Annotated in this window: 15 protein-coding genes; 11 read left to right on the top strand and 4 right to left on the bottom strand. The window is 61.7% G+C overall.

What is annotated here, in order from left to right; all coding sequences use genetic code 11:
- Positions 1-16: 16 nt before the first annotated feature.
- On the top strand, positions 17-1,729 hold the full coding sequence (locus tag AC3WOG_RS11170) for a GMC family oxidoreductase (RefSeq protein WP_492578053.1): 1,713 nt from the start codon (positions 17-19) through the stop codon (positions 1,727-1,729).
- Here AC3WOG_RS11170 and AC3WOG_RS11165 read toward each other — a convergent pair.
- The gene (locus tag AC3WOG_RS11165) at positions 1,674-2,609 is read right to left on the bottom strand and encodes a LysR substrate-binding domain-containing protein (RefSeq protein ID WP_492579778.1); all 936 of its coding nucleotides are present in this window, start codon (positions 2,607-2,609) and stop codon (positions 1,674-1,676) included. The two genes, AC3WOG_RS11170 and AC3WOG_RS11165, sit on opposite strands and share 56 nt — an antisense overlap.
- A 337-nt stretch (positions 2,610-2,946) precedes the next feature.
- Between AC3WOG_RS11165 and AC3WOG_RS11160 the strand changes: the two genes are divergently transcribed.
- Positions 2,947-6,033: an acetoacetate--CoA ligase gene (locus tag AC3WOG_RS11160; RefSeq protein ID WP_492578052.1), complete on the top strand. Its 3,087-nt coding sequence runs from the start codon at positions 2,947-2,949 to the stop codon at positions 6,031-6,033.
- Between the two features lie 438 nt (positions 6,034-6,471).
- On the opposite strand, the gene styD is transcribed toward AC3WOG_RS11160, so the two are convergent.
- The 3 genes from styD to AC3WOG_RS11145 all read right to left on the bottom strand — a co-directional run bounded on the left by styD (position 6,472) and on the right by AC3WOG_RS11145 (position 11,252).
- Positions 6,472-7,953, bottom strand: coding sequence for a phenylacetaldehyde dehydrogenase StyD (styD, locus tag AC3WOG_RS11155; protein ID WP_492578051.1), 1,482 nt, complete (start codon positions 7,951-7,953; stop codon positions 6,472-6,474).
- A gap of 202 nt (positions 7,954-8,155) precedes the next feature.
- Positions 8,156-9,286, bottom strand: a complete 1,131-nt coding sequence (locus tag AC3WOG_RS11150; RefSeq protein ID WP_492578050.1) for a hypothetical protein — start codon at positions 9,284-9,286, stop codon at positions 8,156-8,158.
- Positions 9,267-11,252, bottom strand: a complete 1,986-nt coding sequence (locus tag AC3WOG_RS11145) for a primary-amine oxidase (RefSeq protein WP_492578049.1) — start codon at positions 11,250-11,252, stop codon at positions 9,267-9,269. Before AC3WOG_RS11145 ends, AC3WOG_RS11150 begins: the two co-directional genes overlap by 20 nt.
- Before the next feature lie 189 nt (positions 11,253-11,441).
- Here AC3WOG_RS11145 and AC3WOG_RS11140 point away from each other — a divergent pair, with 189 nt between their 5' ends.
- The 9 genes from AC3WOG_RS11140 (at position 11,442) to AC3WOG_RS11100 (ending at position 21,701) form a co-directional block, all read left to right on the top strand.
- On the top strand, positions 11,442-12,440 hold the full coding sequence (locus AC3WOG_RS11140; protein ID WP_492578048.1) for an AraC family transcriptional regulator: 999 nt from the start codon (positions 11,442-11,444) through the stop codon (positions 12,438-12,440).
- Positions 12,441-12,731: 291 nt separating this feature from the next.
- Entirely contained in the window at positions 12,732-14,183 is a 1,452-nt protein-coding gene (locus AC3WOG_RS11135) for an APC family permease (RefSeq protein ID WP_492578047.1), read from the top strand.
- Between the two features lie 170 nt (positions 14,184-14,353).
- Complete coding sequence (locus AC3WOG_RS11130; RefSeq protein WP_492578046.1) at positions 14,354-15,568, top strand: porin; 1,215 nt, start codon at positions 14,354-14,356, stop codon at positions 15,566-15,568.
- A gap of 456 nt (positions 15,569-16,024) precedes the next feature.
- A complete protein-coding gene (locus tag AC3WOG_RS11125; RefSeq protein ID WP_492578045.1) occupies positions 16,025-17,005 on the top strand; it encodes a chromate resistance protein ChrB domain-containing protein in 981 nt (326 codons plus the stop codon).
- Positions 17,002-18,186, top strand: coding sequence for a chromate transporter (locus AC3WOG_RS11120; RefSeq protein ID WP_492578043.1), 1,185 nt, complete (start codon positions 17,002-17,004; stop codon positions 18,184-18,186). The genes AC3WOG_RS11125 and AC3WOG_RS11120 overlap by 4 nt, the downstream gene beginning before the upstream one ends.
- A gap of 36 nt (positions 18,187-18,222) precedes the next feature.
- The gene (locus tag AC3WOG_RS11115) at positions 18,223-18,957 is read left to right on the top strand and encodes a superoxide dismutase (protein ID WP_492578042.1); all 735 of its coding nucleotides are present in this window, start codon (positions 18,223-18,225) and stop codon (positions 18,955-18,957) included.
- Positions 18,954-19,382 (top strand): chromate resistance protein ChrB domain-containing protein, encoded by a 429-nt coding sequence (locus AC3WOG_RS11110; RefSeq protein ID WP_492578041.1) that lies wholly within the window; start codon positions 18,954-18,956, stop codon positions 19,380-19,382. The genes AC3WOG_RS11115 and AC3WOG_RS11110 overlap by 4 nt, the downstream gene beginning before the upstream one ends.
- Complete coding sequence (locus tag AC3WOG_RS11105) at positions 19,369-20,628, top strand: MFS transporter (protein WP_492578040.1); 1,260 nt, start codon at positions 19,369-19,371, stop codon at positions 20,626-20,628. The genes AC3WOG_RS11110 and AC3WOG_RS11105 overlap by 14 nt, the downstream gene beginning before the upstream one ends.
- 29 nt (positions 20,629-20,657) lie before the next feature.
- Positions 20,658-21,701: a YncE family protein gene (locus AC3WOG_RS11100; protein WP_492578039.1), complete on the top strand. Its 1,044-nt coding sequence runs from the start codon at positions 20,658-20,660 to the stop codon at positions 21,699-21,701.
- The last annotated feature ends 121 nt before the right edge of the window (positions 21,702-21,822 follow it).

The following is a 21,822-nucleotide window of genomic DNA, read 5'->3' as shown; positions in this document are numbered from 1 at the left end:
TCTGGCGACATAAAGCATGAACTACGATTACATCATCGTCGGCGCGGGTTCGGCGGGCTGCATTCTCGCCAATCGCCTGTCGGCGTCGGGCCAATATTCGGTGCTGCTGCTCGAAGCAGGCGGCAAGGACAGTTCCTTCTGGTTCAAGATTCCGGTCGGTTTCACCAAGACGTACTACAACGAAACCTATAACTGGATGTACTACAGCGAGCCCGAAAAGGAACTCGACAACCGGCCGATCTATTGCCCGCGCGGCAAGGTGCAGGGCGGTTCGGGCTCGATCAACGCGATGATCTATGTGCGCGGCCAGCCGCACGATTTCGACGACTGGGCCGCGGCGGGCAATCAGGGTTGGACGTTTCGCGACGTGCTGCCGTATTTCCGCAAGCTCGAATCGCATCCGCTCGGTCATACCGACTATCACGGCGCTGACGGCCCGATTCGCATCTCGCCGATGAAAGATGCGGTGCATCCGATCTGCCACGTGTTCCTCAAAGGCTGTGACCAGGCCGGCTACAGGCGCAGCGACGACTTCAACGGTGCGCAGTTCGAAGGCGCGGGCATTTACGACGTGAATACGCGCAACGGGCAGCGTTCGTCGAGCAGCTTCGAGTATCTGCATCCGGTACTCACGCGCAAGAACCTGACCGTCGAGCGCGAAGTACTGGCAAGCCGCGTGCTGTTCGACGGCAACCAGCGGGCGATCGGCGTGAGCGTCACGCAGAATGGCGCCACGCGGCAGTTCATGGCCAATCGCGAGGTGATCCTGTCGGCGGGCGCCGTGGATACGCCGAAGCTGCTGCAACTCTCGGGCGTCGGCGACAGCGCCTTGCTGGCGAAGCATCGCGTTACGCTGGTCAAGGAACTGCCCGCCGTCGGCCAGAATCTGCAAGACCACTTGTGCGTGAGCTTCTACTATCGCGCCAACATGAAGACGCTGAACGACGAGATGCGTCCGTTGCTCGGCAAGCTCAAGCTCGGTTTGCAGTATCTGCTGACACGCAAGGGACCGCTGGCGATGAGCGTGAACCAGTCCGGCGGTTTCTTCAAAGGCAACGAGCGCGAGACGCAGCCGAATTTGCAGTTGTACTTCAATCCGCTGTCGTACCGGATTCCGAAGAGCAACAAGGCGAGTCTCGAACCCGAGCCGTATTCGGGCTTTCTGCTGGCGTTCAATCCATGCCGGCCGACCAGCCGCGGCTCGATCGAGATCGCGTCGAATCGCGCGGAAGACGCCGCGAGAATCCGCATCAACGCGCTGACCACCGAAAAAGACCTCGACGAAGTGATCCAGGGTTGCGAACTGGTGCGCAAGGTGATGAGCGCGCCGGCGTTGAAGGCGATCACGGTGGAGGAAATCTCGCCGGGGCCGCAGGTGAATACCCGCGAAGGCTTCCTGCAATACTTCCGCGAGCAGTCGGGCTCGATCTATCACCTGTGCGGCTCGTGCGCGATGGGCGACGATCCGCGCACGTCGGTGGTCGATGCGCGCTTGCGGGTGCATGGCATCGCCGGGCTGCGCGTGGTCGATGCGTCGATCTTTCCGAACATCACGTCCGGCAACATCAACGCGCCGACGATGATGGTGGCCGAGAAGGGCGCCGCGATGATTCTCGAAGACGCGCAAAGCGATGCGGCCTCAAGTCAACGCACATCGACGCACATCACCCAACTCAAAGCGCGTCGCCCAGCTGCGCTGACGCCGACGAATCGAGTGCCCGCTCGCTGAGCCAGATCTCCTGCTGCAACCAGTCGCGAAACAGCGCGACGTGCGGCAGTTCGTCCTGTCCGGCGCGCGTGACGAGCCAGTACGACTGATGCCCGTCGACATGCACGTTCAGCACCTGTACCAGCTGCCCCTCCGCCAGTTCGCGCGCGATCATGTGACGATCGGCGATCGTCACGCCGAGCCCGTCGGTCGCGGCGCGAATCGCGTGATCGAGCAGGTCGAATTCGTAGCCGCCACGTGTGTCGACATTTTCGATGCCGGCGGCCTTCAGCCAATGCTGCCACGTCAGGTAGCGCTGGTCGGCGCTCGCGAGCACGTGCAACAGCGTGAACTGATTCAGATCGATCGCCGCGCGGCCGGCCTGGCGCGCCAGCAACGCGGGCGCGCAAACCGCGATGTGCCGCTCGTTCATCAGCAGACGGTTGTCGAAACCTTCCCACTCGCCATTGCCGAAACGGATCGCGCAGTCGAGCACGCCCGACTCGGCCAGATTGTCGTCGACACGGGTCGACAGGCTCAATTCCAGATGCGGATACGCGTCACGCAGACGCCCCAGCCGCGGCATCAGCCAGCGGCTCGTAAAAGTAGGCGGCGCGTTGATGCGCAATCGATTGCGGTGGGTCTTTTCCTGCAGGCTGCGCACCGTCAGTTCGATCCGGTCGAACGATTGCTGCAAGGCCTGCAACAGCACGCGCCCGGCGGCGGACAGTTCCAGGTGGTGATGGTGGCGCAGCAATAGCGTCTCGCCGAGCTGCGCCTCCAGTTGCCGGACCTGCCGGCTGACGGCGCTTTGCGTGACGTTCAGCAACTCGGCCGCGCGCGTGAAGCTGCCTGTGCGGCCAGCGACTTCGAAGGCTTTGAGCGCGTTCAGCGCGGGCATTTTACGTTTCAAGGCTGTCTCGACTCGATTGCGCGATGGCGGAAGACCGCTGGCTATTCTACGTGCTCGCCGCGCTGGCGCCGCATCGGCGTCGTGCAAATTCGTTGTGGCCTCGCACAAGTCGCGGAACGCCGCCGCGTGCCGTTTGTACGATGTCGCACAGAGTTAAAGAAGGTCAACTACTAGCCTCAGGTATTAGGCGACAGACTCAACGAGACCGCTTACCCAGGTAGCGCCGGGCGGGGGGCGTCCGGTTGGATTTTTCTCGACGAAACGAAATTTGTGCGGCGGGTCCCGGTCGGGATGGCACTCGCCCGCGCAAAACGGGGAGCTTTTAATGGATCGATCGGATTTGCTCGATGCTTGTTCCAGCGCCGCACCGCGCCTACCCATCTACGGCATCCGGCCGGATCGTGCCGCGGCATCGCAAATGACGGCGTTCACGCGCGCGCTCGAGGCTCATACCGGCCACATCTTCGCAAACTATGAGGCGCTGCACGATTTCTCGGTGCGGGACTACCGGACCTTCTGGTCATTCCTGTTGCAGTGGTCGCAAGGCGTGGACTGGTCGGGCAGCACCGAGCCTGCCTGCGTGGGCGATGCGTGCGAGCATGCGCGTTTCTTCCCGCAGGTGCGCCTGAATTATGCGGACGCGCTGCTGAGCCTCGCGGTCGCGCCGGCGCAAGCACCGGCGCTCACGGCCTGTCACGCGGATGGCCGCAAGCTGCGCCTGAACCGCGGCGAACTGCGCGAACGCGTTGCGCGTCTGGCCGATGCGTTGTCGGCGTTGGGATTGGGCGAGGGCGACCGGGTGATCGCCGTGATGCGCAACGACGCCGCCGCGATCGTGACGGCGCTGGCCGTCACCGCGCTGGGCGCTACGCTATCGACCGTTGCGCCGGAAATGAGCGTCGAGACCATGCTTGACCGTTTCGCGCCGCTCGAACCACGACTCCTGTTCGCGCACACCGCCGCGCAACCGTTCGACACCGGTACGCCGGTGCAGACGAACGTCGCCGCGCTGGCCGCTGCGTTGCCGTCGCTACAAGGCATTGTCGCGCTCGATGGCGGCAGCTTGCCGGGCACCGTCGAGCCGGCCGTGTATGCGGTGGATGAACTGATCGCGAGCGGCGACGCAGCCCGCTTCGTCTGGCGGCAATTTCCGTTCAACCAGCCGCTTTTCATCATGTTTTCGTCGGGTACCACGGGCAAGCCGAAATGCATCGTGCACGGCGCCGGCGGCGTGTTGCTCGAACATCTGAAGGAACACCGCTTGCACAGCGACCTGCGGCCAGGCGACCGGCTGTTCTTCCACACCAGTTGCGCGTGGATGATGTGGAACTGGCAATTGTCGGCGCTGGCGTCGGGCGTCGAGATCGTCACATACGACGGTCCGATTTCGACGGTCGACACGCTTTGGCGCCTCGCGGCCGGCGAGCGTGTCACCGTGTTCGGCACCAGCCCCGCGTACCTGAAAATGAGCGAGGAGGCCGGACTCGTGCCAGGCCAGCAGTTCGATCTGGACGCATTGCGGGCGATGATGTCGACCGGCGCGGTGCTGTACGACGCGCAATTCGCGTGGGTGCGCGATCACGTCAAGCCGCTGCCGTTGCAATCGATCTCCGGCGGCACCGACATTCTCGGTTGCTTTGTGCTGGGCAACCCGAACCTGCCGGTCTACGCGGGCGAAGCGCAATGCAAGAGTCTCGGGCTGAACATTCAGGCATGGGAGCGGGGCAAGCGCACGGACGGCGCCGGCCAACTGGTCTGCACGAATCCGTTTCCGTCGCGTCCGCTCGGTTTCTTCGGCGACGACGGCACGCGCTTTCACGCTGCCTATTTCACCGACAACCCGGGCGTCTGGACTCACGGCGACTTTGTCGAGTTTTTGCGGGAAGGCTCCGTGCGCCTGCACGGCCGCTCGGATGGCTTGTTGAATGTGCGCGGCATCAACGTCGGCCCGGGCGAGATTTACCGCGTACTGAACGACGTCCCCGAGATTCGCGAGGCGATGGTGGTACAGCAGCACGCGCGCGTCGCGCCGGCAGGCGACTCCGCCACTGCGACCATTGAGCCGCGCGTGGTGTTGTTACTGGTGTTGCGCGACGGCTGCGTGCTGAACGGCGCACTGGCCGCGCGGGTGCGACGCGAGCTCGCGCGGCGCGCATCGCCCGCGCATGTGCCGGACCGCATCATTGCCGTGGACGCATTGCCGGTCACGCACAACGGCAAGCCGTCCGAAGCGGCGGCTCGCCATGCGGTCAACGGCTTACCGGCCGGCAACGCCGCCGCGCTGCGCAACCCGGCCTGCCTCGACGCGATCCGCAATCATCCTGCACTGAACCTTGCTACACGCGAGATTCCGCCGCCGGGCGAGACGCGTGAATTGCTGGAAAGGCATTTGCAGGCGCATTGGGAGCGACTATTCGACTTCGCGCCGATCGACCGCGACGACAACTTCTTCGACCTGGGCGGCCACTCGCTGCTTGCCGCGCGGATGTTCGCGGAGATCCGCCAGACGACGGGCCGTGTGATACCGCTGGCGACATTGATGATCGCGCCGACGATCGCGCGCCTTGCTGCTGCCATCGACGCCAGTGTGCAGCAACCCGCCGCATCGCCGATTCTCGTGCAGGTGCGCGCCGGCGAGGGCACACCGATCTTTCTCGCGCACAGCGTAAGTGGTTCGGTGATGGAGTGTTTGACGCTGGTGAATGCGCTGCGCAGTCAGCGTCCGGTGTATGGCTTGCAGGCACGCGGCCTGGACGGCGAGCAGCCGGCCCATCGACGCGTCGAGGACATGGCGGCCAGCTACGTCGAACAGATGCGCCGCGTGCAGCCGGGCGGCCCTTACGCGGTAGCGGGCTTCTCATTCGGCGGCCTGGTGGCATTCGAGATTGCGCAGCAACTGCGGCGCGCGGGCGAGCGAATTGAGTTGCTGTGTTTGCTCGACACCTACGTGCACGAAGATTTTTTGCCGCTGAGCGTGCGAGTGCGGCACCACTGGCGCCTGGCTGGCGGCCAGTGGCGCAAGCTGCGCGAGGTACCGGCCCCTCAGCTGCCGGGCTATCTGGCCGCCAAACTGATGGGTGTAACAGACATCATGCGCCGCCGAACGGGGCGCAGCATGCGCCGTCCCGACCCATTCACGGCGACGTTGCCACCGACATTGCGGCGTATCCGCGAGACGATGGGTGCCGCGATGACGACCTACCGCCCGCGTCCATACGATGCCGGTCCGATCGTTTATCTACGCGCGGCGATAGCCGAGCGGGAGCGAGGCGACCCTATGCCGCTATGGCGAAGGATCGCGCGCGGCGGCCTGGTGGTAGCGGACGTCTCGGGCGGCCATGGAGACATGATCGTAGAGCCGAACGTCCGACGAGTCGCGGCACTGCTGGACGAAAGACTGGCGAGCCTGTAAAAAAACGGGCGATAAGAAAGTCCCGCCCGGCATGCCTGAATGGTTGAACGCTCAATACCCACTGGCTCTCCAGGCAGACCGATCCGCGGAGCACGTAGGGGAAGGCGGGAAGAATGATCCCAGAGGCGCACACGCGCAATCGGTATTGGGAAGTACCGCTGCGGCGCGCGTAGCGCCGCCGGAAGGATGACGGCCTTGTCACCAGCGCGGAATGTGCAAGGACACAGATTCCAGATGCTCCACTACCTCCTCCAAGCCAGGGGACCCGCTTAAGAACTAGCGGTGTGAGCCGCTTTCTTTTGCCTACTTTTCTTTGCGGCGGCAAAGAAAAGTAGGTGCTCCCCCGCACAGGGGGAACGCTAATAAACCAATAAGAAGAGAAAAAGCCAACGCCGTAGGCACACAGACATAAAGCGCCGCGAAGGCAAAAATACCAGATCAATAAGCAATACAAACCGACTTACATTCAGTATAAGCATCCACAATAGCCCTCCCATGTTCGCGTCCGATCCCGGACGCCTTAAACCCTCCAAACGGCATGGCCGGATCAACCATATTATGGGTATTGACCCAAACCGTCCCGGCCTCGATCCCATCGACCAACCTCAGGGCCTTATCGAGCTGATTAGTCCAGACACTGGCCCCAAGCCCATATTCAGAATCATTCGCCTGAGCTAAAACCTCCTCAAGATCGTCATAAGGCATAGCCACAAGCACGGGTCCAAAGACCTCTTCCTTAACGACAGAAAGCGGCTTACACGCCCGATTAGCAATCACAGTGGGCCGAACAAAGAACCCATCGCGATCAACAGCAGCGGAAGCACGAGACAAAACCTCGCCCCCTTCATCCTTGCCTTGCGCAATCATGCCCACAACCTTATCCCGATGCCGCGAAGAAACCATCGGCCCCATCTGCGCCGCGGCATCGAATCCCGAGCCTAAAGCAATTCCATCCGCCACAGCGGCGATACCTTGCACCACATCGTCATAGATCGACCGCGCGACATACAAGCGCGAACCCGCCGTACAAACCTGCCCATGATTGAAGAAGATCGCCCCAGCGGCGCCTTCAATCGCTTTGCGCGGATCGCAATCGTCGAGCACGATAACGGGGCTCTTGCCGCCCAATTCCAGCGACGCGCGTTTCAGATCGTCAGCGCATTGGCGGCCGATGATGCGGCCGACTTCGGTCGAACCGGTGAAGGTCACTTTGTTCACCAAAGGATGCTTGACCAGTGCCGCGCCAGCCGTTTCACCCCGGCCGGTCACGACGTTGAATACGCCCGGTGGGAAGCCTGCTTCATCAGCCAGTTCGGCAAGACGAATCGCAGTCAAAGGCGTTTCTTCAGCAGGTTTCAGCACGACAGTGCAGCCACAAGCGAGTGCTGGCGCGATTTTCCATACCGCCATGAGGAGCGGGAAATTCCATGGCACGATGGCGGCCACTACGCCTGCCGGCACGCGTTTAGTCGAAGCGTTGTAGCGGGTGCCCGGCGGGAAGGCGATCGAGAGGTCGAGCGTCGTGCCCTCGATTTTGGTGGCCCAGCCGGCCATGTAGCGCAGCCATTGCACGCTGCCTGCTACTTCCAGCATCTTTGAGAAGGCTAGTAGCTTGCCCTGGTTTAGGGTTTCTAGCGTGGCTAGTTCGTCTGTGTGCTTTTCTACGAGGTCGGCCAGGGTTAGTAGCAACCGCTCGCGGGTGGAGGGCGGCGTTCTGCGCCATGTGTCGGATTCGAAGGCCTGTTTTGATGTTCTTACCGCGTGGTCTATGTCTTCCGCTGTGGCGTCTGGGATTTGGGCTAGTTCTTCTGATGTGGCTGGGTTGAAGATTGGGAAGGTTTTGCCTGCGGCGCTTGTTGTGGGTTCGCCGTTGATGAACATTTTTGTGTGAAGATTTTCTGTTCTGACCTGGTTGTTCATTTCGCTTCGTCTCCATTAGGGTTGGGTTGGAGGTGCTGTTCGTCAATTGCTTTGGGTCTTGTCTTCTGTTTGCCCGCGGTGGTGGCCTTTCCTTGCTTTGTTATTGGTTTATTAGCGTTCCCCCTGTGCGGGGGAGCACCTACTTTTCTTTGCCTGCCGCAAAGAAAAGTAGGCAAAAGAAAGCGGCTCAAACCGCTAGCTCTTAAGCGGGGCCCTCGCGCAGTTGCGGTAGTGGTGCGAGTGGAATCTGTGCCCTCGCGCACTCCGCGTCAGTGACAAGGCAGTCATTCTTCCCCCTTCGCACTCCGTGCTCCGTGGAACGGTCTGCCTGGCGGTGGTCCAGGTTTCGGTGCTGTTGGAGCGGTTTTTTGCTGTGCCCTTTCTTTGTCAACGTCGCCGCGCATAGCATGTTCACCACCGCGCTCAGCGCGTATAGCGCAATGAATCCGTCGCCGAAAAAGTAGGGTGTCGTCGATAGCGCTGCACCCAGCACCATTCCTATGTGGTGTGCTGCGCCGGGGCAGCCCGCGCTGAACACGCTGCTCGATTTGCCGCCCACGTTCGTTAGCGCTGGTATCGTCAGGCAGTCGAGAACCAGAAAGATCTTCGCTGCGAACGGGGCCAGCGTGGGTGTGTCTGTGGCGGCTAGCGTTCCTATTAGCGTTGCACGTATCACGTATAACGCCGTCAGCATTCTGTGTTGACCAGACCGATCGGCGGCGAACGCCAGCACGCATACGGCAATCACCGAAAGCATTCCCTGCCAGATCGATTGAGCACCTCCCGCGCCGCAAATCGCGTAAAGCTGAAAGCGCGCCAGACTGCCGCTCGAAACGCCCGCAAGTAATGCGAGTAACGCCGCCGTGCCCGTCGCGTGAAGCGCCTTCGGCGATTCTTCCTCGGTTCGCTTCGAATCGTTCAGTGGCTCGTTGGCTCGGCCTATAAGACGTAGCCAGTAAAACAACAGCGTGATGCCCGTCGCTATGATTAGCGCAGCAAGCGCGCCACCATGCTCTGACCCAGTCAGGTACGGCGGAACGACGCTCATTGTGCTCATCGTTACGATTAGCGTCGCGGCAGTCGGCAACGAAGAGCGACGAACGGATGAACGCGCCATCAGCGTCGGCACGATCATCATCGTTGCCAGCGTCAGCGCACTCATCCACAGCACGCTCGCATGCTGGCCGAGGCCGGCACGCGTCACCAGCGCGGCTGCGCCGCTCGCAAGGAGCGCACATGCGGTCCCGGTGAGGTAGGCACCATGCCGCTCGCCGGCGATGCCGGTGCTGTGCCGCGTGCCGTGCGTCATCGGGTCAGCGCTTGCAGCAGCCATGATCCGCGGGCTTGCCGTCTTCGACGCTGTTCTGATCGCGTTCGGACGGTAAGTCCATCGTGGGGTTGGCGCAGAAGAAGTTGTTCGGCTTGAGCATGAAGCCGGCATACTCGACCGGCATCACCGGGAAGTCCTCGGGCTTGCACACGTGCGTGTGGCCGAAGCTGTGCCACAACACCAGATCTTCATTCTCGATGTTGCGGTTCGCCTCGATATAGCGCGGCAAGCCGTCGCCGCCGGAATGCTGGTTCGGATAGTCGCCGCTCGCATAGCGCTCGGCCGGATCGAACGGGGTGACCCACACGTGGCGGGTCGCAAAGCCGCCGCGTTGGCGCACTTTCGAACGTTCGTCGGCAAGCATCAGCGGCGAGTCGTTGACAATCAGCTTGTAGCCCGGGTTCGCGCCGACGGCGTTCTTCACGTTCGGGTTGATCACCTTCCAGTAACGTCCCGTGCTGCCGTTCGCGAGGCGCGCGGCTTCGCTCTCGGTCTTGAAGACGCGCCTGGTGGTGTCGAAAACATTGCCGTACGGATTGGTCTCGCCCATCGGACGTGGGACGAAGTCGTGTTCGGTCACGGCGTTGCGCTCGCCGTCCACCATCATGTGCAGCCGCGCGTTGAAGAAGTGCTGGTGAGTCGGGCCGCCGAGGTTCCCGGTGATCATGCCGCCCCAAGGATACGTGTCGCCGTCGGCCACGGCCGACGTTTGCACGATGCCGGTCAGCTTGCATTCGAGTTGAATCGTGCCGTCCTGGTACAAGTACCAGTAAAAACCGTAGTCGTAGTTGCCGACCGTGGCGAAGAACGAAATCACGAGGCGTCGCGAGCGGCGCATTTCGAATACGCCGGTGCGGAATTCGTAGTGCTTCCACAGCGTGCCGTAGTCTTCTTCATGCATGCACACGGCGTTCTTCATCAGGAACGCGTTGCCGAAATCATCGGCGGACGGAATGTCGAAATAGCGAATCGTGCCGAGGCAGTCGCAGCCGAGTTCGAGTTGATTCGCCAGTTTGCCGAGGCCGTATTCGCCCGCGTCGAAGGCGCTCTTCCAGTAGTGGTTCGTACTCGGATCGGAGTAGGGCACGCACATCTCGGTGACGCTCGCGCGGTAGATGATAGGCCGCGCGCTCCTGCCGTCGTCCCATGAGAGCTGATGCAACACCAGTCCCTCGCGCGGTGTGAAGCCGACGCGGAAGGTCCAGTTCTGCCAGCTCACGTTCCAGCCGTCGATCTTGAAGCTCGGGCCTTCGGGCTGGCTGATCGACAGCGGCTTGAGCGTGTCGCGCGGCTCGCCGAGGCTCGGCGTGTCGTAGTTGTGCTTCGCGCGCGGAATCGGAATGATGCGGCCGTCGTCCACCAGTTCGATGACTCTCTTCTCAAGTAGATCGACCACCGCGACCACGCCCTCGATCGGATGCGCGTAGCCGTTATCGGTCACGCTCTCGCGGTAATAGCTCACGCAACGCACGAGACGCCGCCCGTTTTCGTTCTCGCGGTCGAAGCACCCGGCGGAAAACGGATCGACCTGCACGCGCTCGAGATCTTTCTCGGTCAGGCCGCGCTTCATCACCGCGACACGCCACGCGTCGTCGTTCTTGACGATCTGCTCGGCGTTCATGAAGTCGTCGATCATCACCGGCGGCTGGCCGTAGGGTGCCTGATCGAATGGCAACACCTTGCGCGAGGCGACTTTCTTTTCGCCGAGGTCGACGAGAAATTCAATGGTCGCGCCGTTCGTGCGATCGATTGCCAGCACAAAGGCCGTGCGGGAAAAGTATTCGCCTGCTTTGAACGCGACCACTTCGGCCTTCGGCGGCTCGCGTAATTCGACGACCGGAAAACGCGCATGCGCGTCGAGTTTCCCGGCGGCTTTCACGAGGTCGCAGGCGAGCTGCATTTCGTCCGGACTCAGCGGATCGAGCGGATGAACGGGGGCGTGAGCGGCTTTTGTGGCATTCGTATGCATAGGATTCCCGTGAGGAGTGTGCTGGACCGGACAGCGTGATCGCGCGGATGGATGGCGAGCGGCAAACGCTGAGTCGATGGCAAATCGTAGGAACCCAATAATATTTTCGCGCTTGCTCATCGCGCCAAATGAGCGATAAAGTGCGCCAGAAGGGAAGACCCCGGTAAGACGGAAGAGGAGACACTCAGGATGAAAAAAGTCACGCTCAACGGCACTTTCCCGATGATTCGCGCCGCGGTGATGGGGCCGGTTGTGCGCGCGCTCGATGCATCGGGCGCCGATTGCGATGCGCTGCTCGCGGCGTTCGGCATGAGCCGGCGGCTCCTGTCCAATCCGTATGAGATGCTGCCGCTCACGCGCTACGTGGCGGCTTTCGAGCGCGCGGCTGAGGTGCTCGGCGAGCCGTCGCTCGGCTTGCGGCTGGGCAGCGAATTGCAAGTAACCGAACTGGGGCCGGCGGGCCTGGTGTTTCTATCTTCGCCGACCTTGAACGCGGCGATGCGCAAGTTCACGGCTGCATTGGAATCGTGGCAAAACACGACGACCTGCGAGTTGCTGCGCGACGACGAATGGCCGATATGGACCTATCAGATCGCCGATCCGCAAATCTGGCCGCGCCGCCAGGACGCCGAGTACAGCCTGTCGACGATGTGCCACATGATCCGGGTCGTGCGCGGCGCCGCGTGGAATCCGGTCGAAGTGCATTTCGAACATGCCGCGCCCGCGGATCTCAAACCGTACGCACGCAATTTTCGCGTGCCGGTGCGCTTTCAGCAGCCTTTCAATGGCGTGATCCTGCGTCCGCAAGATCTCGACGCATCGCTTAAAAGCGCCGATACGCAGATGGCGCGCATGATGGAACGCCACGCCACCGATCTGATCTCGCGCGATGCGGTGCCGCACAGCATCGTCGAACAGGTACGCGATCTGGTGACGCGGCGGCTCGCGCATGAAAAGCTGATCGTCGCCGACATCGCGAAAGATCTCGGTCTCTCGCATCGCTCGTTGCAACGGCATCTCGCACAAGACGGGACTTCCGTGCGGCAGATCGTGCGTGAAGAGCGGCAGCGTAGTGTCGAAGGCCTGCTCGAACGCGAAGGGTTGACTAATGCCGCGATTGCACGCGCCGTAGGTTATGCAGACGCGACGGTGTTGTGGCGCGCCACGCGCAACTGGAAAAAACAATAGACGCGGCGGCGCAGCATCCGCTTTCAATCTGAAAGCACGGCGTAACACTCATCTATCCGCACAAAAAACTTCCGGTTCCTAAGCATTCACTGCGAACCGCGGCCCTCGGAACTATCGCCGGCATTGGCGCGAATTATCGAAAATTTGGCGTAGTTGGCGAAGTCCGTTTATTTTTTAGCTACCTACCATGCGCTCACACCGAACCATCGAACGTCGGTAAAGCGAGCGCCTGGGCCAGCGGTTCAAGGGTTGAGGCGAGTTCCGGACTAGCCAACAAACATAGAGGCAGCGATGAATGAACCCTACTCTCCGACCCGTCAGGTGGACGCGGAGAATCCCGTGGAACTGAAAGGCAATACGCTGGGCCTATGGCAGATCGTGTTCCTCGTGATCTCCGCGGCCGCGCCCCTCACGGGCATGCTCGGCGCAGTGCCGCCGGCGATCAGTCTGGGCAATGGCGCGGGCATTCCGGGTGCGTTTGTGATTGCCGGCGTGATCCTGCTGATTTTCAGCGTGGGCTTCGCGTCGATGAGCCGGCATGTGGTGCGCGCCGGCGCGTTCTACGCGTACATTACCGCGGGACTCGGACGGCCGTTGGGCATGGCCGGCGCACTGGTCGCGTTGATGTCGTATACGTTTATCCAGATCGCGCTGTATGGCCTTTTTGGGTTCTTCTGTACGGTCATCCTGTCGCCGTTGTTGCATAGTTCGCTGCCGTGGTACGGCTATTCACTGATCTGTGTGGCGGTGGTGCAATTCACCGGCATCCGCGGTATCGATCTGAATAGCCGCCTGCTCGGCATTCTGATGTGTCTCGAACTGGGCATTCTGTTGCTGCTTGCCATTGCGATCGTCGTGCATGGCGGCGGCCCGAACGGGCTCACGCTGGCGCCGATCACGCCGCAGCATGTGTTCAGCGGCCACCTCGGCATTGCGGTGATGTTCGCCTTCGCGTCGTTTATCGGTTTCGAAGCGACCGCGATCTACGGCAAGGAATGCCGCGATCCGAAAGTGACGGTGCCGCGCGCGACTTACGTGTCGGTGATGTTGATCCTCGTGTTCTTCGCCTTCGTCACGTGGACGATTGTCTGCGCATACGGTCTCGCCGATGTGGTCGCGGTGGCGACCAAACAGCCGGGTGACTTCTGGTTCATCCAGTCTGACAAATACCTGGGCGGTGCGGTGACGACCGTGATGAGCTTCCTGTTGCTCAGCAGTATCTTCGCGAGCCTGTTGTCGTTCCATAACACGCTGGTGCGCTATATCCACGCATTGAGCCTCGAAGGCATTCTGCCGCAAGCGCTCAACCGGGTGCATGCCAGGTATCGGTCGCCGTATGTCGCGAGCTATCTGCAAACGCTGTCGGTGTGCGTGTTGCTGGGGCTCTTTATCGCAGCGGGCAGCGATGCGTTCAACATCGTGTTCAGCTGGAGTTCGGCGCTCGGCACGATCGGCATCGTGATGCTGCAAGCGGTGACGAGTTTTTCGGTGATCGCGTTCTTCCGCAAGACTCGCAAGGACACACGCGTATGGCACTCGTTTATCGCGCCGCTGGTGGGCGGCATCGGCCTGCTGTATATCGGTGTGATTCTGGTGCGCAATCTCGATGCGCTCAGCGGCTCCGATAGCCCGATCGTCAAGTCTTTCCCATGGATCGTATTCGCGGTGGCGCTGATCGGCGTCGTGATCGGTCTCATTCTGCGCCGGACGCGGCCGGATATCTACGCGCGCTTCGGCCAGTGATCGAACGGCGTGCGCTGCGCTAAGGGCGCGACGTTTCCGCTGTTTGCCGCTTCCGCTGTTTTTTCCGGTTCCGCCGTTTCGTTAAGCAGCAATGGCTGCCGTTCATCCTCGAGCGGCGGCTAGGCGCTGTTGTTCTTCTTCTTTGAACACCCTCACTTCTCGATAAAACTATGGCACACACATTCGTCAAGCGCTCGGCGCTTGCGCTGGCCGCGTGCGGCCTCGCGATGGGCGCGCACGCGCAATCTTCGGTGACGCTCTTTGGCACGATCGACGCCGGCGTCGTCTACACGACCAACCAGCAGACGACGCTCGCCGACGGGCGCACCAACGGCCACGCGAACTACCAGTTGGCGGGCGGCAACCTGGTGCCATCGCGTTGGGGCCTGACGGGGGCCGAGGACATCGGCGGCGGCACCACGGTCAACTTCACGTTGGAGAACAGTTTTCTGATCGGCAACGGCGCGATGTTGCAATCGAATACGCTGTTCAACCGCAACGCGTGGGTCGGATTGAACAACGGCGCGTATGGCGCGCTGACGTTCGGCCGTCAATACGATCCGTTCTCCGATTACATGGGTGCGTATGCGTCGAGCAATAACTGGGCGACGCTGTACGGCTCGCATTTCGGCGACGTCGACAATCTCAACGAAGCGTTCAATTTCAACAACTCGATCAAGTACCTGAGCCCGAGCTTCGGTGGTTTGACGGTTGGCGGGTTGTTCAGCCTTGGTGGCGTGGCGGGCAATTTCTCGCAGAACAAGGGCTGGGCGCTGGCGGCGAATTACGCGCAAGGGCCGTTGTCGCTGAGCGCGGGTTATCTGGAGTTGAACCAGCCGTTGCAGGCGGCTTTGGGCGGCACGGCCGGGTATATCGGAGACTTCAGTTGCACTAATGCCAATGCGTCGTATTGCCTGTTGCAGAATGCCAGCAAGGTGAGGATCTTTGGGGCAGGGGGGTCGTATGCCTTCGGCAAGGCGAATGTCGCAGTGAGTTATACGCATACGCGGTTGTCGCAAAGTCAGTATTTCGCTACTGCTGCGAGGCCTGCCGGCGCGGATATTTCGTTCGACATTGCTGAGTTGAACACGACCTATATGCTTGCGCCTGATTTGCAGCTGGGGCTTGCTTATATTTTCAATGATGCCAGGCCGAGTGGAAGCGCCTCGACGCGGGTACATCAGGTCAACCTTGGGGCGGTTTATAGTTTGTCCAAGCGGACGGCTGTTTATGCGGTGGCCATCGGGCAGAAATCGTCGGGTGCGGGGCTGGGGATTAATCCGTCGACAGGGCAGGCGGAGAACCTCGCGCAGATTCCGAATATCGTGAACTCCGATACAGATAGGCAACTCTCTGTGATCGTTGGAGTTCGGCATAATTTTTGAGTGTCTATGGGGGTGGTTTTTTTGCCTACGGCGTTGGGGTTTCTTGATCTTGTTTGCCTTTTTCGGTGGCATTGGTTGTACGCCTGCGGCGGTGGCACGATAGCGAGCCGCTACAAATCCCGCATTCAGCATGGCGCCGCATCGAAGCCCTAAGACCTGGTCGGGCAGAGAACGAATCATGACGTTCCGAAACTGCACATTGCCCGTATGGCATTGCAATCCGATGTGGCCTTCGCGCAGGCGCGGGTCGTTGGCCGGGATTGAGTAATTTGTGACGAGTTGACTGTTGAGCGTTACCCCGGCTGCGATCAGCGGCACAAGCCACGAGGAGTGCAGCGCGGTAGGACGGGTTCGGCTATCCGCCTTGTCCAGGGTCTGCCACCAACCATAGGTCGCACCCAAGCGAAAATCAAAAATAATTTGTAAAATAGACTACATGAATGTAGTTTACTTTACATGAATAGCTTAACCACCTGGTCGGTCCTCGTCCTGACGTTTCCCACCGAAAACGCCACCGCGCGCATGCGGGCGTGGCGGGCATTGAAAGCTAAGGGATGCGCGGTACTGCGCGACGGCATTTACCTGTTGCCGCATACCGCGGAGCGTGAGGACATGCTGCGCGAACTCGCTGGCAGCATCGACGAAGCTGGCGGCACCGCGCATCTGCTGCGGGCGCAAAGTCTGGACGCGTCGCAGGAAGCGGACTTTCGTGCGCTGTTCGATCGAAACGACGACTACGCGACCTTCGTCGCGTCGCTGGGCGCTGCACGGAAAACGTTGGGAGGCCTGCCGCCAGCAGAGATCACCCGGCTGCTACGCCGGCTGCGCAAGGACTATGAAGCGATCCGGACGATTGACTACTTTCCGGGTGCCGCGTCGACCGACGCAGAGGTTGCCTGGGAAGATTTTCTGGCGCTTGCCGATACCGTCCTGTCGCCGGGGGAGCCGCATGCGGCCGAGCGGGCCATCCGGCCTCTACGGCGCGACGAGTATCAGGCCCGGACGTGGGCAACCCGGCAACGGCTATGGGTCGATCGGGTCGCGAGCGCCTGGCTGATCCGCCGCTTCATCGATCCGCAAGCGCGCTTCCTCTGGCTGGCTTCGCCGGACGCCTGTCCGGCAGACGCGCTTGGCTTCGACTTCGACGGCGCCGCCTTTACGCACGTCGGCGAGCGCGTGACGTTCGAGGTGCTGATCGCAAGCTTCGGTCTCGACGAAGACGCGGCGCTGCTGCGGCTCGGCGAAATGGTGCACGCACTCGATGTCGGCGGCGCACCGGTGCCCGAAGCGATCGGTTTCGAGGCGGTGATGAGCGGCGCACGTCAACGCGCGTCGGACGATGATCGATTGCTCGACGAGATGGGTCGCGTGCTTGAATCGCTGTACGCGCACTTTGCGACGAACACAAAAAACGGCAACCCAGGGGGCCGTTCATGAACACCACGACGGCGACCGCGCCGGGCTACACGCTCGGCCAGCTGATCCTTTACATGCTGCGCCTCGGCACCTTCGGTTTTGGCGGTCCGGTGGCGCTGGTCGGCTACATGCACCGCGACCTGGTCGAGCGCCGGGGCTGGATCAGCGAAGCGGACTACAAGGAGGGGCTGGCGCTGGCTCAAATGATGCCGGGTCCGCTCGCCGCACAGCTTGGCATTTACCTCGGCTACGTCCACTACCGCGTCATCGGTGCGACGCTGGCCGGTCTCGCCTTCGTTCTGCCTTCGTTCCTGATGGTCGTCGCGCTGGGCTGGGCCTACGCCCAATTCGGTGGCCTCTCCTGGATGCAGGCCGTTTTCTATGGCGTGGGCGCCGCGGTGGTCGGAATCATCGCGATGAGCGCGTACAAACTGACTACGAAGACCATCGGCAGGGACAGGCTCCTGTGGGCGATCTACCTGACGCTTGCGGCCGTGACCGTTGTCACCGAATCCGAAATCGCGTGGCTGTTTATCGCAGGTGGCCTGCTCAACTGGTTCTGGCGCGCTCCGCCGAAATGGCTCAGCAAGGGCGGACTGAATGCGCTCGCCGTGACGCAGGCGCCGGGCCTGAGTGGCGTCCTGAGTGGTCTTGATCTGCCTCTGCTCGGCCAGATCGGCCTTTTCTTCACCAAGGCGGGCGCGTTCGTGTTCGGTTCGGGACTTGCGATCGTGCCGTTCCTCTACGGCGGCGTCGTGACCGAACACCACTGGCTCAACGACAAGCAGTTCGTCGATGCGGTGGCCGTCGCGATGATCACGCCGGGGCCGGTCGTGATCACGGTGGGCTTCATCGGCTATCTGGTCGCGGGACTTTCGGGCGCTTGCATCGCCGCACTCGGTACCTTCCTGCCCTGCTATCTGTTCACGGTGCTGCCGGCACCGTACTTCAAGAAGTACGGCAAGTTGCCCGCCGTCAAGGCATTTGTCGACGGCATCACGGCCGCGGCCGTGGGCGCCATTACCGGCTCGGTGATCGTGATCGCGCGGCGCTCCATCGTCGACTTGCCTACCGTCGTGCTTGTGCTTGTGACGGTCCTGCTGCTGTGGCGCTTCAGGAAGTTACAGGAGCCGGTCATCGTCGCGGCGGCGGCCCTGTTCGGTCTTGTTGTCTACCCGCTCATTCATTCGCACGCGATCTGACGGCACGCGTGCGCGCAATCTATGAGGAACGCAATCATGGCAACACGTCGTACCTTCCTGCACAACACCGCTGCTGTTGGTGCGGGAATCATGCTGGCCCAGGCACAAACCGTACATGCGGCAGAGGACGCCGGCTTCACCGACAAGCTGACGGACGCGGACGGCAAGTTTGCCGCTGCACCACTGCCATTCGCCTACGACGCGCTTGAACCGGTCATCGACGCGCGCACTGTCGAGCTGCACTACAACTTTCACCACAAGCCCGCTGTGGTTGCCGCAAACAAGGCCGAAGAGGGCTTGGCAAAAGCGCGAGAGTCCAACGACTTCGCGCTGGTGAAGTACTACGAGAAAGAACTCGCGTTCCAGTTATCCAGCCACATCCTGCACACGATCTACTGGACCAGCATCTCGGGCAAAGGCGGTGAACCGAAGGGCGACCTGGTAAAAGCCATCGACAGGAATTTCGGTTCTTACGCGAAGTTCAAGGCCCAACTGATTGCGGCAACGATTGCAGTGGAAGCATCCGGATGGGGCATCGTTGGCTACCATCCTGCAACGGGCAAGCTCATGGTTTTGCAGTGCGAGAACCATCAGAAGCTGACCGCCTGGGGCATCCAGCCCATCCTCATCCTCGACGTTTTCGAACACGCGTATTACCTGAAGTACCAGAACCGGCGTAACGAGTACGTCAATCAGCTTTTCAGCGTCATCAACTGGGACAACGCGGCGCTGAGAATGCAGGCAGCGTCGCCGGCGCGGAGGCTGACATGAAATGGGTGACGCGCGAACATCCCAAGGTTGACCGGATCGCCTGTCCGTGGCTGATCGTCAATTTCATCGACAAGGAGGCCGAATTCCTTTACGTACCGCGCGATGAAGTGCTGCGGGTGGCGCAGGAAACCGGTGCCATTCCCTATGACGTACCGAACGTGGAACTGGGTCACCACGGCGAGCGGTGCAGCTTCGACGCGTTCCTGCAGAAGTATCAACTGACCGACCCCGCGCTGCTGAAGCTCGGACAGATCGTGCGCGGTGCGGACACGAGCCGGTTCGATCTCGCGCCCGAAACGAGTGGACTTTACGCAATCTCCGTGGGGCTGTCGCGCAATTTCGCTGACGACCACGAACAGCTACGGTACGGCATGGTTGTCTATGACGCGCTCTATGCTTGGTGTCAGAGCGATGCGCGCACCTAGAAGCGTAACGGCTTTGATCTCGACTAGAGGGCTGGTATCGCGCCTGATGCTGCCGGCCGGTGCGGACGCAAGCGCGTTGCCCCTGCTCATCGGCCGCGGTCTGCGTGGCTTCTGTGACGGATATGTCGCTGTGCTGCTGCCAGCGTACCTGCTTGCGCTCGATTTCGGCCGACTGGACGTGGGACTGGTCAGCAGCGCCACGCTGATCGGCTCGGCGGTGGCGACGATTCTGGTTGGAATGTTTGCCGGTCGCTATCCGCTGCGTCGCATGCTTACGCTCGCGGCAGGCTTGATGGCCGCGACCGGCATGGGTTTCGCCGGACTGTCTGAACTGTGGCCCCTGCTGCTCGTCGCGTTCTTCGGAACGCTCAATCCCGGCTCTGGGGATGTCAGTCTGTTCTTGCCGCTGGAACTGGCGCGGCTCGCCGGCTCGGCCGCCGGCGATGCCCGCACAGCGATATTTGCCCGGTACAGCCTGGTGGGCGCGGTGTCCGCCGCCGTAGGCGCATTGGCGGTGGCGATCCCGGGCTGGCTCGTTGCGCATGCGGGCCTGTCGCTGCTCGCAGCGCTGCGCGCGATGTTCGGCCTTTACGCGCTGACCGGTGTCGTGCTGTGGTGCCTCTATCGCAGGTTGTCCGAACCGCAGACGCACGACCGGTCGCGCGCTTCGCCGCTGGGTCCGTCGCGGGGGATCGTCACGCGCCTCGCGCTGCTTTTCAGTGTGGACGCGTTCGCCGGTGGCCTGGTCGTGAATTCCTTGCTCTCCCTGTGGCTGATGCAGCGCTTTGGCCTTTCGCTGGGCGCGGCCGGCCAGTTTTTTTTCTGGGCGGGGCTGTTGACCGCAGGCTCGCAACTCGCTGCGGTGCCACTGGCTCGCAAGATCGGTTTGCTGAACACGATGGTGTTCACCCATATCCCGTCCAGCCTCTGCCTGATCGCTGCTGCGTTCGCGCCGTCGTTGCTGTCGACGCTGACGCTATTGCTCGTGCGCAGCGCGCTGTCGCAAATGGACGTGCCAACCCGGACCGCCTACGTGATGGCAGTGGTGACGCCGCCCGAGCGCCCGGCGGCTGCGAGCTTCACGTCGGTCCCCAGAAGCCTGGCTTCGGCGCTTGGTCCCACGCTGGCCGGCGCGCTGCTGGCCATGGGCTGGACCGGCGCGCCGCTTGTCGCCTGCGGACTGCTGAAGATTGCCTATGACCTCACGCTGCTGGGCGGCTTTCGCCGTGTCCGGCTGACCGACTGACCCAACGTCATATGCAGAAGCGACACGTAATGAACGTAACCCCCAGGCGGCAAACGATGAGTCGGCTTTTGCTCGCTGCGTGCATTCTCGCAACGGCGCTGGGATCCTCTGCCTATTTCGCGTTGGGTGCGGATGACGATTTCGCTCCGCGCAGCCTGCCATTGAAGCGCGTCGCTGATGTCTCATTAGGTGGCCGGCCGACCCGTCTGGACTACGCAAGCAGCGATCCTGAACGCCAGTTGCTGTTCATCGCCCATCTGGGTGACGGCGAGGTCATCGTGTTCGACACGCGCGCTGGACGCGTCATTACACGGATTCCAGGGGTGGCTTCGGTGCATGGCGTTCTGGCGATTCCCGAGCTATCCCGCGTATACGCGTCGGCCACCGGTTCAAACGAGATTGTCACGATCGACGAAAACACGCTAAAGATTACGGCGCGCATGCCGGGTGGCACTTATCCGGACGGGATGGCCTACGCGTCCCACGCGCATAAGCTCTATGTGTCTGATGAAACGGGCGCGACGGAGACCGTGATCGACGTGCGGTCAAACACGCGGATTGCGACAATCCCGCTGGGAGGGGTGGCCGGCAACACACAATACGATCCAGCGTCCCGGCACATTTTCGTGAACGTGCAATCGCGACGGCAACTGGTCGAGATCGACCCTTCCACCGACCGGATAATTGCGCGAATCGCCTTGCCGGGCGCGCGGGGCAATCACGGGTTGCTGATCGATCCGACGCAACGGCTCGCGTTCATCGCCTGCGAAGGCAACGACAAGCTGCTGGTGCTCGACATGCATACGATGCAGGTCACGTCGTCGTTCGATGTCGGTTCAGATCCTGACGTGCTGGCGTTCGATCCACAGATGCATCTACTCTATGTCGCGGGTGAAGCCGGGATCGTCTCGATGTTCAAGGCCAATGAGGGTCTGGTATCGAAGATCGGCGACGGTCGCATCGGCACCAATGCACATGTCGTCGCAGTCGACGGTTCGACGCACCGTGTCTACTTTCCGCTGAGGGATATTCATGGAAAGGCGACGTTGCGGATCATGCAACCAACGGGCTGAGGTCATCGCGGCATTCGCGACGGCTACTGCCGACCATTCGGCCATCGACGATGCCTGTCATCGATGGTGAACGGATGGCGGTGGGTATCGGGACCAGTCCGTTCTCCTTGCGCAAGATGTT

This window comes from Paraburkholderia sp. FW306-02-B, from assembly GCF_058782725.1.
Note: the sequence above shows the minus strand (reverse complement) of the source record. Positions and strands in the feature narration are given on the sequence as shown.

Excerpts from the sequence above, each read along its gene's own strand:
- AC3WOG_RS11170 (WP_492578053.1), top strand. The coding sequence starts at position 17 with ATGAACTACGATTACATCATCGTCGGCGCGGGTTCGGCGGGCTGCATT.
- AC3WOG_RS11165 (WP_492579778.1), bottom strand. The coding sequence starts at position 2,609 with ATGCCCGCGCTGAACGCGCTCAAAGCCTTCGAAGTCGCTGGCCGCACA.
- AC3WOG_RS11160 (WP_492578052.1), top strand. The coding sequence starts at position 2,947 with ATGGATCGATCGGATTTGCTCGATGCTTGTTCCAGCGCCGCACCGCGC.
- styD (WP_492578051.1), bottom strand. The coding sequence starts at position 7,953 with ATGAACAACCAGGTCAGAACAGAAAATCTTCACACAAAAATGTTCATC.
- AC3WOG_RS11150 (WP_492578050.1), bottom strand. The coding sequence starts at position 9,286 with ATGGCTGCTGCAAGCGCTGACCCGATGACGCACGGCACGCGGCACAGC.
- AC3WOG_RS11145 (WP_492578049.1), bottom strand. The coding sequence starts at position 11,252 with ATGCATACGAATGCCACAAAAGCCGCTCACGCCCCCGTTCATCCGCTC.
- AC3WOG_RS11140 (WP_492578048.1), top strand. The coding sequence starts at position 11,442 with ATGAAAAAAGTCACGCTCAACGGCACTTTCCCGATGATTCGCGCCGCG.
- AC3WOG_RS11135 (WP_492578047.1), top strand. The coding sequence starts at position 12,732 with ATGAATGAACCCTACTCTCCGACCCGTCAGGTGGACGCGGAGAATCCC.
- AC3WOG_RS11130 (WP_492578046.1), top strand. The coding sequence starts at position 14,354 with ATGGCACACACATTCGTCAAGCGCTCGGCGCTTGCGCTGGCCGCGTGC.
- AC3WOG_RS11125 (WP_492578045.1), top strand. The coding sequence starts at position 16,025 with ATGAATAGCTTAACCACCTGGTCGGTCCTCGTCCTGACGTTTCCCACC.
- AC3WOG_RS11120 (WP_492578043.1), top strand. The coding sequence starts at position 17,002 with ATGAACACCACGACGGCGACCGCGCCGGGCTACACGCTCGGCCAGCTG.
- AC3WOG_RS11115 (WP_492578042.1), top strand. The coding sequence starts at position 18,223 with ATGGCAACACGTCGTACCTTCCTGCACAACACCGCTGCTGTTGGTGCG.
- AC3WOG_RS11110 (WP_492578041.1), top strand. The coding sequence starts at position 18,954 with ATGAAATGGGTGACGCGCGAACATCCCAAGGTTGACCGGATCGCCTGT.
- AC3WOG_RS11105 (WP_492578040.1), top strand. The coding sequence starts at position 19,369 with ATGCGCGCACCTAGAAGCGTAACGGCTTTGATCTCGACTAGAGGGCTG.
- AC3WOG_RS11100 (WP_492578039.1), top strand. The coding sequence starts at position 20,658 with ATGAACGTAACCCCCAGGCGGCAAACGATGAGTCGGCTTTTGCTCGCT.